Source organism: Psychrobacter sp. CX16 (assembly GCF_057396245.1).
The window spans coordinates 42,901-55,441 of record NZ_JBXYJF010000022.1; the positions used below are offsets into that span (position 1 = coordinate 42,901).

The following is a 12,541-nucleotide window of genomic DNA, read 5'->3' on the forward strand; positions in this document are numbered from 1 at the left end:
AATAAGGCGTGGCACATTATTGCTCAGAATTGCTCAGACTTATATAGAGCGACAGTGACCCAAGCGTACGACTTGAACGCTCGCCTAATTTGCTAATATAGCATCTAATCACCTAAAATCTAACCCACTGTACTTCACCTACTTGTATAAGAAATCTAACCCATGAATTGCTCACACCCCGAACATAACGAAAAGCCCAATACCCAAAATGCCAACTCAGACGCACCTGAGAAAAAAGAACACAATCCTGATAATTTTAATCTAGTGCCACCTTCAGAGTTCCCCTTTAAAGAGCAACAGCTCACCGTTCGTGACCGTATCACTGAGCAATTGGCACAGCGTATTTTGATGCTTGATGGCGCAATGGGTACACAAATCCAAACCTTTAAGCTACAAGAGACGGATTATCGTGGTGAGCGATTTGCTGATATTGAGCAAGATGTACAGGGTAATAACGATTTATTGGTACTAACTCAGCCTGATATTATCAAAAGTATTCACCGTGATCATTTGACTGCCGGTGCCGATATCATCGAGACCAATACTTTCAATGCTACCCAGATTTCTATGGCGGATTATGCCATGGAGCACTTGGTCCCAGAGATTAACCGAGAAGCGGCGCGCCTTGCCCGCTCGGTTGCCGATGAATTCACGGCTGAAAATCCTGATAAACCCAGATTTGTCGCGGGTGTTATTGGCCCCACGTCTCGCACCTGCTCACTCTCACCTGATGTGAATGACCCTGCCTATCGAAATGTGACCTTTGATGAACTGGTCGATAACTATACTGAAGCGTTATACGCCCTAATTGAAGGCGGTATTGATTTGGTTTTAATCGAGACCATTTTCGATACCCTAAACGCCAAAGCCGCTATATTTGCTGTAACCGGTGTGTTCGAAACTATCGGGTTTGAGTTGCCGATTATGATATCGGGTACGATTACCGATGCCTCTGGGCGTACGCTATCTGGACAAACTGCCGAAGCGTTTTATAACTCGATTCGCCATGCCAAGCCTTTATCCGTCGGTTTTAACTGTGCGTTAGGTGCCGATGCCCTTAAGCCACATATCCAAACCTTATCGGATATTGCCGACACTTATGTGTCTGCTCACCCCAATGCGGGCTTGCCGAACGAATTTGGTGAATATGATGAGACGCCTGAGGAGACCGCTGCCCTGCTTGATGGCTTTGGTAAATCAGGACTGCTTAATATCGTCGGGGGCTGTTGTGGTACTCGCCCTGAGCACATCAAAGCCATTCATGATGTGATGCAGCAGTATAAGCCGCGTGAAATCCCAACCATTCCCCCTGCCTGCCGTCTATCTGGCTTAGAGCCTTTTACTATCAATCAAGACAGCTTGTTTGTCAACGTTGGTGAGCGTACCAATGTAACAGGTTCAAAAAAATTCCTACGCCTCATTAAAACGGGCGAATTTACCGAAGCATTAGAAGTCGCCTTAAACCAAGTGGAAGGCGGCGCTCAAATCGTCGATATCAACATGGATGAGGGCATGCTCGACTCCAAAGGGGCGATGATTCACTTCTTAAACTTAGTCGCTGGCGAGCCTGATATCAGCCGTGTACCACTAATGATTGACTCCTCAAAATGGGATATCATTGAAGAGGGCTTAAAACGCACTCAGGGTAAAGCAGTCGTCAACTCAATTTCCTTAAAAGAAGGGTATGAAGAGTTTGTCGAACGTGCCAAGCTATGTATGCGCTATGGTGCCGCGGTCATTGTTATGGCATTTGATGAAGAGGGTCAGGCCGATACGTATGAGCGCAAAATTGATATCTGTAAGCGAAGTTATGACATTTTAGTCGATGAAGTCGGCTTTCCTAGTGAAGATATCATTTTTGACCCGAATATTTTTGCCGTCGCCACAGGTATCGTTGAGCATAACAACTACGGCGCTGACTTTATTAATGCCACCAAATGGATCACGGATAACCTCCCTAATGCGATGGTATCAGGGGGTGTGTCAAACGTCTCGTTTAGCTTCCGAGGCAACCCAATTCGTGAAGCCATCAATGCCGTGTTCTTATATCACGCCATTAAGGCGGGCCTTACCATGGGTATCGTCAATCCTGCCATGCTAGAGGTGTATGACGAAATACCAAAAGAAGCCCGTGATGCCATCGAAGATGTGATGCTCAACCGCAATCAAGGTGACAGCGGACAAGATGCCACCGAACGCTTAATGACCGTCGCCGAAGGCTATGTGGCTGGCGGCAAAAAGAATGATGGCACCGTTGACTTATCGTGGCGTGAGCAGTCAGTTGAAAAACGGATTGAACATGCGCTAGTAAAAGGTATTACCACCTATATTGATGAAGATACCGAAGAAGCCCGACAAAAATATGCCAAGCCGTTAGAGGTCATCGAAGGCCCCTTGATGGACGGCATGAACGTGGTCGGTGACTTATTTGGTGCCGGTAAAATGTTCCTACCGCAAGTGGTCAAATCCGCCCGTGTGATGAAACGCTCAGTGGCGGTGTTAAACCCCTATATCGAAGCTGAAAAAGTGGAAGGTGAGGTCAAAGGTAAGGTGGTCATGGCGACCGTCAAAGGCGACGTACACGATATCGGAAAAAACATCGTCGGCGTGGTACTTGGCTGTAACGGCTATGACGTTGTCGACCTTGGGGTGATGGTGCCTTGCGATAAAATCCTCGACACGGCCATAGCGGAAAAAGCCGATATCATTGGTTTATCTGGGCTGATTACCCCAAGCCTTGATGAAATGGTGTATGTCGCCAAACAAATGCAAGAGCGTGGCATGACCCTGCCGCTAATGATTGGTGGTGCCACCACTTCTAAAGCCCATACCGCGGTCAAAATCGAACCCCATTATCAAAATGATGCGGTGATATACGTCACCGATGCCTCACGCTCTGTTGGTGTCGTCACCAAACTGCTGTCAAAAGAACACCGAGTCGATTTGATTAAAGAGACCCGTGAAGAGTATGAAAAAGTACGTCAACGTCTGGCAAATCGCAAACCTAAAGCAGCCAAATTAAGCTATGCGGAAGCGATTGAACAAGGCTTTCAGTTTGATTGGGCAGACTACACGCCGCCCACACCAAACCAGCAAGGGCAAGTCATCCTAGACGACTACCCTATCGACAACCTACTGTCTTATATTGACTGGACGCCCTTCTTTATCTCATGGGGCTTGGTCGGTAAATATCCCAAAATCTTTGACGATGATGTCGTAGGCGCCGAGGCCAAAGACCTATTTGGCAATGCCAAAGAATTACTCGAACGCTTTATTGATGAGGGATTGGTCACCGCAAAAGGCGTGTTTAAAATCATGCCGGCCAAGCGTACCGCACCTGATACCGTCACCGTGTATGATAAACCAATATCTGAGGGAGGTAAGCCGACTCATGTGTTCGAGCACTTACGCCAACAGTCTGACAAAGCCAGTGGCAAACCGAACTTTAGCTTAGCAGACTTTATCTCTCCTTTGGATGATCACACCGACTATTTGGGTGGATTTACCGTCTCTATTGAAGGTGCTCAAGAGCTATCTGACAGCTTTAAGGAAGCGGGTGATGACTACAACGCCATTATGGTTCAGGCTTTATGTGACCGCCTTGCAGAAGCCTTTGCTGAGCATCTGCATGAATTGATTCGTACCCAATACTGGGGCTATCAGCCACAAGAACAGCTGACCAATGAAGAGCTGATTAAAGAGAAATACGTCGGCATCCGCCCTGCCCCCGGCTATCCTGCCTGCCCTGAACACACCGAAAAGGGTAAGCTATTTGATTGGCTCGATACCCAAAACGCCATCGGCACTTATCTGACTGAGAGCTATGCGATGTGGCCAGCATCTTCGGTTAGTGGCTTCTATTACTCGCATCCTGAAAGTGTGTATTTCAATGTTGGTAAAATTGACCGTGATCAGTTAGAGGACTATGCCAAACGCAAGGATTGGGATATGAAGACGGCTGAGAAGTGGTTAAATCCGAATTTAGCTTAGGTGTCAGTTAGATTTTTCTATCCTATTTTTGAAGCGGGATTGGTTTTTGTAGCTAATCCTGCTTTTTTATTTATAAGCTAGTATATTGAAATCTATATCATTAATTTTAATAGGTTAAAGTCAAAGCTGTCCTTCTAGTATCTTTTCCAACTTCTTTTGAGTCTCAAATACAAAACCTGGGACTTTTTGTTTTAATTGCTTCACATACTGAGCTTTGCCTTTAAGAGAGTAATATTCGTCCTTAAGTTGGGCATAAGACGTATTATCTATATTAAAATTAATACTTTCGCATAACTGCCTTAATTCCATATAAAAATCATTCTTTACATCTAGTTTTTCTGTGAGCGCTATACCTGTAACTATCGGGATTTGGTTTGAGGTATATCGTTTGGTTTTGCTATCTTTAATCTTATAACCATAACGCTCTAGAATTTTCCTCATTACATTGTAATGGCTTTCATCTACAGACTCTCCTGATATCGTAATATCATCCGCATAAACTGTAAATTTGTGATTAAACCTTTCACATTGTAGTTTCATTTCATCGAACATATCTAAATTAACTAAATTACATAGATAAACACTAATTTGACTACCTGTCGGTAATGAACCATCAAGAGTGCATAACTTGGATAAAAGGTAAGCGATATCCTGCTCACACTTAAGCTGATGTCTAAAAAACTTTCTTATTGACTCAAGACTAATACTTGGATAATAAGATTTAATATCAAATGTCATAAGTTGATTCGAATTTAGATGTACTTCTGCATTACTGATATGAGAGTAACCCTTTTTTGAATAATGAATATATCCTGGTGTTTCAACCCGTGATAATAAGTTAGCTATTCGATTATGCACACGATACATCAATTTTCTAGGTTCTTGAATTAGGCGTCCTTCTTTATTGTTATAGCAGTTATAGAAATCATTTTTTTCAGAATCTGCTATCAATGAAAGTAACTCTTCTTTAGTTATTTCCAGAATTGAACAAAGTTTTCTTAAGCTTGTAACCTTATATAGCCTGCATTGATTTAAAGGATACGTTTTATTAGCTTTTACTTTTAGTTTCCTTTTGCTCATTTTTAATGCTCCAATCTAATAGCTTTAAGACAAATCCTGCCGATTTTATTCTAAAGCTTTTAGAGATTTTACCTTCATTCTCTAGCTGTTCTGAGAAATATATAAGAGAGGAAACAGGTATATCAAAAACTGTCGCGTAACTCTGTAAGAGTTCGATGCTTGGAGATTTTTTTCCGTTTTCAATTTCAGAAAGATAAGAGTTAGAGATATTTAGCTGTTGAGAAAGTTCATTTTGTTTCATGTTATGAAACAAACGTATTTTTTTTAACGCATTACTAAGCATATTAGACTCCATAACAAAACTGTTAAGGACAACGCCTAAGGGCTATTCGTCAAAGAATCTTTCAATAAACTTAAAGATATTGAGGATACTTGAAATAACCTTAAAAGCTTCTATTAACCAAAAGGGAAATCTTTTTGACCATTTTTTGCTTTTCTTAGGCGGGTGCTGATTATTAGTTGATTTCTTCATATAAGCTTCTCCTAGTTAATGCTAGTGGAATTACTAGCATCCTCATCGTAACTAGAAAGATAGACTTAATCAGCGGTCAATCCTTACAGAGTGCTTGCTAGCACTCATCGCAAGTAAGCACTATATACCGAGCTATTATGATACGTCGAGTCGAGAACGCATGAGCCCAGTAAGAGGTAGAGAAAATTAATTCTCCGCAGGTAAAAATCTTACCTAGTATTCATGATGAGTTATTCGTCTATACATCAACTAACACAGCTAATTATAGATATAAAAAAGATTATGTCAACTATTTTTATTCGCTATTTGCAAATAAATAATCGCGTATAGCGAACTTTATAATCTAAATTAACTTGCTTTACCTAATAGGGTCGTTAAAGTTAAATCCAAATAGCAAGTCGCGGTAAGTCTGATCAAATCAGGTGTGATAATGGTCCTGAGTATATCAGCAATGACTTAAAGGACTGGGCTGATAAACAAGAGATTATCATCAAGTATATCGAGCCTAGTAATCCTCAGCAAAACGCCTATGTTGAGCGCTTTAATAAGACAGTACGTTATGATTGGCTTAATCAGGAGTTGTTTGATAGTTTAGATCAAGTGAGACAGCAAGCCCAAACTTGGCTCAATCACTATAATAACGAGAGACCCAATATGGGTAATGGTGGCTTTACGCCGATTCAGAAACTTAATATAGCAGCTTAGTTCTACTTATTTAGTGTTTTAAATTTGGGGGTATTTCCGTGCCTTTATTAACCTCTAAACCAATGCCAATCTTCCAAAATCCCATATCCAACAGTTTCATTTGTGGGTATAGTAAACCATCATCTACTTTCATTTCAGTTCTAACAGGTTCTAGTATAGATTTATTTTCTTCATAAAAGTCAACCAGCTGTAAAACAGATTTAAGATTGTAGTTTCCTGATGCCACTTTTTGATTTTTTATTCCAGCAATAAAAAACCTATCGTATGCTGGAACACACCCCATTGTTCCCATTAATACTTTTGTAATAAGAATAGGTGAAACATCGCTTTTCACCCCCTCTTTTATAGTTTCTCTAATATTTTTATAATAATCATTTATAAAGTCATACAATTTACTAAGTAAATTTTGATTGTAAGCTTCTTTTAGTACTACACTCTTTATTCCCATTAAAGGATCATATTTTTCTTTCAATATTTCCTCAACAACTGGTGTGTGAACTTTATAGTCTTTCCATAATAAAAACGATGACCCACGATACATTCCCCAACTGGCAAGATAAAAAGCAAGTTGAAGGCTCAGATGGTCAATATCTGCAATTTTGTTTCCACGAGCATGATAAAAATCATAATAACAATGTTCCCAAGAACGATATCTACCATTTGGGTCTTCTTGCAGATCCTTATAAAAACCTTTTGTTGATTCAACTATCATATCAACTGTATCTGTATTCATAGTACATTCCTTCTATCTGTATATCTTTTAACATTATTGTAAATACTTAATTCTTAACGATATTACTGTAGCCCCCGTAGGGCGCTCCTCGCGCACCAATCATACCTTAAATGGTGCGCACGGCGCACCCTACCCCTTACTCTAAACTTGTCGCAAAACTTTTGGGAAACTCAACCTTTCCGCTCCCAATCCGTTGGATAACTGCCCTCTTTCACCAATCTGTGAAAACTTCGGTAATCACCCCAAAAAATAATAACACGTAAAAGTAGAAACTAACTGCTAAAATACTAGCAAGAGATTTCGACATGAAAAAATCAAGATTTACCGACACTCAGATCGTTAATATTCTCAAACAGGCAGAACAAGGCGTACCAGTCAGTGACATACTTCGTGATGAGCGAGGATAAGTTACTGTCCAGTGGACAGTAACCCGAAGTGCAAGACGAAGAGCTATGCTCGTAGTAATATAAGTCAGAGCACTTTTATAATGAGGAACGTTAAGAAACAGTCTGGGAGACTGTTTTAGCGATGCAAGACGTAGCGATAGCGAAATTCGAAGCAAATATGGACGCCTCACTGATTACCCGTCTTAAAGAATTAGAAGCTGAGAACGCTCGCTTAAAGAAGATGTACGCCGAGGAAAGGCTTAAATCAGACATCTTACAGGATGCTATGTCAAAAAGTGGTAGCGCCCTCTAGGCGCAAAGAGCTTGATCAGCATTACATCAAAGCCAGAGCCATTAGCGTACGCTTAGCCTGTCTGATCTTTAACATCAGCATAACCTGCTATTACTATCAGCCAAAGACAGCGGATGATAATGAGCAGATAGCCAAGCTATTGATTGATCTGACAAACGACCATAAAAACTGGGGCTTTAAGCTATGCTTTCTATACTTAAGAAATGTACTCAGATTACCTTACAACCATAAGCGTGTTTATCGTATCTACCGTGAGCTTGAATTAAACCTGAGAATCAAGCCTCGCCGCCGTATTAAACGAGACAAACCAAAAAAGCCTGCTGTACTCACTTGCGTCAATCAAAGCTGGAGTATGGACTTTATACACGATGCCTTAACCGATGGTCGGTCTATTAGACTCTTTAATGTCATTGATGACTTTAATCGTGAAGCATTAACCATAGAAGTCGACTTCTCACTACCCGATCAAAGAGTGATACGCAGTTTAAATCAGCTGATAGAATGCCGTGGTAAACCTGATCAAATCAGATGTGATAATGGTCCTGAATATATTAGCAATGATTTAAAGGACTGGGCAACTAAGCAAGGTATCGTTATCGAGTATATCGAGCCTGGTAATCCCTCAGCAAAATGCTTATGTCGAGCGCTTTAATAAACAGTACGTTATGATTGGCTTAATCAGGAATTATTTGAAAGTTTAGATCAAGTGAGACAGCAGGCTGAAGCTTGGATCAATCACTATAATAACGAGAGACCCAATATGGGTAATGGTGGCTTTACGCCGATTTAGAAACTTAATATGGCAGCTTAGTTCTACTTATCTAGTGTTTTAAATTTAGGGGTATTTCCCTATTAATTGACTAAAATCGAAAGCTTTGAATTTATTATAGTTACTTAGAGATCTTGATAATCAAGAGATTTTATTATGAATATGTAGTTGGAACTATAATTGTCATATTGCTTGTAACTTGGCTTAACATTAAAACTTTGATTAAAGCACAGTAGATAAAAAATTAAAATTTTAAATAATCTTAAATAATAATTTACAAATTTAAATAAAAGTGAAATATTAACTTAAAATAACCCCTAAACCATCTAAATATGTATTAATTCCATAAGAAACTCCTAAACTACAAAGTCCTGCAACAAAGCACCATAGGCTTACCGCCATCCCCTCACTATCATACTGCTCTTTGAAACGTTTATCAGCTTTTCCGGATTTTGTTGTTCTTGTATTATTATCAGTAAATCCCATAAGGACAAGAAGTATAGAAAAACCCACCAAGCCGTAATTACTATATGAATAAGGATTCTCAGGTAATGATACAAATAGTTGGTATATATATGCGTATAATAGTGCATAGATAGGTATTACAATGCCAGCAATTAAAGGGGATAAAAAGCTAAATATTGGGATAAATTTATCTAATGCTATACAAACCATGTATGTTACAAAGCAAACTACTACTAGTGATACTAACAATATTATTATATATAAACCCATAGAAACCCTCAATTTTTAGCAAATTTAATAAGATTAATTATATACATAACGCAGGGCTAACGTACACTTTTTCAAAAAAAGTGATAATTAGGAGCAAATCGAATAGAGTTTATGTAGGGTGCGCCTCGCGCACCATTTTTTTATCCATTTATAAGAGCAAACCAGACAGCTAAACAGTTATAGAACCTTGCCTTAGGTGCGGTTCAGCCCTGATAGTAGCGGATAGCAGGATTAGCTACATAACCAGTTATGCCAAATCTAGAAATTAACCTATCGAGGTAGGCCTTTACCAACGAAACAAATCAAACCCTACAAATAGTAGGTTCAGTAAGCCTGACCGAGCTTAAAAAGGATAGGGTATTTTATAGAAAAGGTATTAGATAAATAGAGCGCTAATATCCCTTATTTACCAATGCTTCAACCTTGGCGCATCCTGCTTCATATTGAATATCGCACGTTTGCTGATACATCTTTTTGGCAAGGGTATAATCCTGCGCGACGCCAATACCCTTCTCATGCATTTCAGCTAATCTGTAGACGGCTTCTGGGTAGTCATCATCGGCAGCTTTTTGATAATAGCGAATAGCCGTCTCATAATTTTGAGGGACGCCTAGTCCTTGCTCATATAACTCACCTAATTTATATTGGGCACCGACATAACCTACGCTGTCTGATTTTTCAAACCAGTCAATAGCATGGTCATAATTCTGGGCGACCCCTTCACCGTTTAAATACATCAAACCAAGGTTGTATAAAGAGATGCCTTCGTTTTGTATAGCCGCTTTGTAGTACCACTCCCTTGCCTTACTATAGTCTTGAGGTACGCCTTCCCCTTCTTGATACATCACGCCGAGGAAATGTTGCGCGCCTGCATCGCCTTCATTGGCAGCTTTGTTAAACCAGTGTAGTGCTTTGTCATAGTCTTGCTCGACCCCACTACCCGTTTTGTACATCATGCCAAGGGCAAATTGCATACCCACATCGCCTTCATTGGCAAGCTTTGTAAAGGTTGCGACACCTGTATCAACATCGGTGGTTGTGTCTGAATGAAATATTTGCTGGGTCGCCACGTGCTGTTGAACAAGGACGGGATCCTTCTCAGCATATTTTTGTATTGATGCGTATACTTCGTTGTGAACCTTTTCACCGTTATTGCCCTGTATATTTAACTTGCTTTGGGTGTCTAACGGTTCAGCCGTTCTATCGTCTGTTATTAAACAGTCGCAGTCAGCATAAGCCTTGTATACCATTCCCGACGACGCAAAAATAACCATAACAATTAACAAAAACGATTGAGGCTTAACGTTTGACTTTTGGCTAATCGCTTTTAAGTGATTGCCGTTTAAATCGCTAGCAACCTGACCCTTTTTAGACCAGCGACTTGATAGTGATTGAGATAACGATTGAGATAGCGATTGAGATAAAGAATTAGACCATGGTTTAAATGATGTTTTATTTTTGAAATCAAAGAGGGTCTTTTTTTTATAGTTAAACGTTTTAGTCTTGCTTTTATTTAACTTTTTATTCGGTTTGATGTTTGATGAGGTTTTTTTAAAGGGCATACTTTATCTCTGGTTATGCGGCTATTTAGACCTATTAAGCGAGGAGATTTTGTTGAGTTACTGAGTAAAAATTGAACTATCGCGAAGTATGCAAGCGTTGTATTCCTGACAAACGAATTGAGATTAAAACCATTTTAGGCATTTTGGGATAAGTACTTTATTGTTTTGCTATAGCTTAACAAATAAATCTACTCTGTATGCAACTAATAAGCTAACCTTCACTTTGTATATAACTATATTTTATGACTTATGCTTTGAATATATGGTAATTTTATCTATCTTTAACGAGACGATGATTAAAATAATGACTGATACTTTGAAAGGAGTCGATTTTGAGTAAAATTGCCGCAGCCTCGCAGTGGATAGGGAAAACCTTTGCAATATGGGCGCTGGTTAGTGCTGTGTTAGGTTTTATATTCCCTGAGTTTTTTGCATCATTAGCCAAATTCATAGTGCCAATTTTGGGCATAATTATGTTTGGTATGGGAACGACGCTTAAGACAGACGACTTCGTTGAAATAGTTAAGCGTCCTAAGCTGGTATTGGTTGGCTTATTGGCTCAGTTTACTTTAATGCCGTTAATCGCATATCTATTAACCATCGCTTTTAATCTCGACCCTTTAATTGCCGTTGGTGTGATACTGGTCGGTTGTTGTCCAGGGGGTACGTCGAGTAATGTCATTACCTTTTTGGCGAAGGGCGATGTGGCTTTAAGCGTCTCTATTACTTCAATCTCTACTCTGCTAGCCCCGATACTTACCCCTATTTTACTTAAAATCTTTGCTGGACAATTGATCGAGATAGAGCTAGCCAGCATGATGATATCTATCACTAAGATGGTTATTATTCCAATAATACTGGGGTTATTGTTTCATAAGTTACTGGGTAACAAGGCTAAAATGGCAAATGATATCTTGCCAACAGTGTCAGTCGTTGGTATTGCGATAATTATTGCTGCAGTAGTAGCGGTGTCTAGAGACACGATCTTAACCAGCGGCGTTTTGGTCTTTATTGTAGTGGCACTGCATAACTGTATTGGTTACGCCTTAGGCTATTTGATCGCACGCATAAGTGGCTTTAGCGAAGCGCAAAGACGCGCTATTATGGTAGAAGTGGGTATGCAAAATTCTGGACTTGGCGCGGCACTAGCAGCCACTTACTTTAATCCTGCGGCTAGCCTACCAAGTGCGCTATTTAGCGTTTGGCATAACTTTAGTGGTGCGCTGGTGGCAAACTTCTTTGTGCGTCAAGATAGAGGCAAGGATTGATTGGCTAGTATTTAATGGTCTTTAAGCGTTTAAGTTGTCGCATATTTCGCGGCAAATTTTTTTAGGTTTATTTGTCTACTATACACCCCTAATCTGGCTTCTCAACACCCTCATAGGTTTTCACCCGTCGGCATCTATCCGAACAATAGACCATACTATCCCAGTTTTTATCAAGCTTTTTGCTCCAGCTAAATTCACGCTGGCAGATGGGACATTCTTTTTTACGGACGTTCTTTTTCTTGTGTGCCATACCGTCTCCTACCTATCTTCTGTTTTAAATTCTGTTTTCTAACTTCTGATTACCGACTTTTGATTAAATGACACCATAGTATCGCTGTTTAAATGTCTCGTCCTAAAATAGGTTGATGATTTAAAACAAGCCAGATACCCCGTGTATCTGGTTTTTTCTATGCAGAACACCCATAACTTTGATGAAACTCGAAAGGCGTTCTCATATTCAAACTTAAATGCGGTCTCATATGATTATAAATATAAACCGACTCATCAACGAGCACTCTTAGCTCATCT

The 12,541-nt window shown here is 39.9% G+C and carries 8 protein-coding genes and 2 pseudogenes; 4 read left to right on the forward strand and 6 right to left on the reverse strand.

The features are described 5' to 3' along the window. Positions 1-162: 162 nt before the first annotated feature. The gene (gene metH, locus AC2SLM_RS09120; RefSeq protein WP_486553368.1) at positions 163-3,990 is read left to right on the forward strand and encodes a methionine synthase; all 3,828 of its coding nucleotides are present in this window, start codon (positions 163-165) and stop codon (positions 3,988-3,990) included. 120 nt (positions 3,991-4,110) lie between these two features. On the opposite strand, the gene AC2SLM_RS09125 is transcribed toward metH, so the two are convergent. Together AC2SLM_RS09125 and AC2SLM_RS09130 are read right to left on the reverse strand one after the other, a co-directional pair. Next, positions 4,111-5,070, reverse strand: a complete 960-nt coding sequence (locus tag AC2SLM_RS09125; protein ID WP_486553370.1) for a reverse transcriptase family protein — start codon at positions 5,068-5,070, stop codon at positions 4,111-4,113. Beyond that, the gene (locus tag AC2SLM_RS09130; RefSeq protein WP_486553371.1) at positions 5,039-5,353 is read right to left on the reverse strand and encodes a helix-turn-helix domain-containing protein; all 315 of its coding nucleotides are present in this window, start codon (positions 5,351-5,353) and stop codon (positions 5,039-5,041) included. Before AC2SLM_RS09130 ends, AC2SLM_RS09125 begins: the two co-directional genes overlap by 32 nt. 579 nt (positions 5,354-5,932) lie before the next feature. Between AC2SLM_RS09130 and AC2SLM_RS09135 the strand changes: the two are divergent. Next, positions 5,933-6,247: pseudogene (locus AC2SLM_RS09135) on the forward strand (transposase); the annotation flags it as partial. A 10-nt stretch (positions 6,248-6,257) separates the two neighbouring features. On the opposite strand, the gene AC2SLM_RS09140 reads toward AC2SLM_RS09135, so the two are convergent. Next, complete coding sequence (locus tag AC2SLM_RS09140; RefSeq protein ID WP_486553373.1) at positions 6,258-6,980, reverse strand: hypothetical protein; 723 nt, start codon at positions 6,978-6,980, stop codon at positions 6,258-6,260. A gap of 305 nt (positions 6,981-7,285) precedes the next feature. Here AC2SLM_RS09140 and AC2SLM_RS09145 point away from each other — a divergent pair. Beyond that, positions 7,286-8,469, forward strand: a pseudogene (locus tag AC2SLM_RS09145) (IS3 family transposase). Between the two features lie 279 nt (positions 8,470-8,748). Here AC2SLM_RS09145 and AC2SLM_RS09150 read toward each other — a convergent pair. Both AC2SLM_RS09150 and AC2SLM_RS09155 read right to left on the reverse strand, forming a co-directional pair. Beyond that, a complete protein-coding gene (locus tag AC2SLM_RS09150; RefSeq protein ID WP_486553375.1) occupies positions 8,749-9,183 on the reverse strand; it encodes a hypothetical protein in 435 nt (144 codons plus the stop codon). Positions 9,184-9,575: 392 nt separating this feature from the next. Continuing rightward, positions 9,576-10,745 (reverse strand): tetratricopeptide repeat protein, encoded by a 1,170-nt coding sequence (locus AC2SLM_RS09155; protein WP_486553377.1) that lies wholly within the window; start codon positions 10,743-10,745, stop codon positions 9,576-9,578. A 332-nt stretch (positions 10,746-11,077) separates the two neighbouring features. Here AC2SLM_RS09155 and AC2SLM_RS09160 point away from each other — a divergent pair, with 332 nt between their 5' ends. Beyond that, positions 11,078-12,013 carry a bile acid:sodium symporter family protein gene (locus tag AC2SLM_RS09160; protein ID WP_486553379.1) on the forward strand — a complete coding sequence of 312 codons (936 nt, stop codon included), beginning with the start codon at positions 11,078-11,080 and terminating at the stop codon, positions 12,011-12,013. A gap of 88 nt (positions 12,014-12,101) precedes the next feature. Here the strand turns inward: AC2SLM_RS09160 and AC2SLM_RS09165 are convergent, their stop codons facing one another. Continuing rightward, positions 12,102-12,263, reverse strand: coding sequence for a DUF2256 domain-containing protein (locus tag AC2SLM_RS09165; RefSeq protein ID WP_296404418.1), 162 nt, complete (start codon positions 12,261-12,263; stop codon positions 12,102-12,104). Between the last annotated feature and the right edge of the window lie 278 nt (positions 12,264-12,541).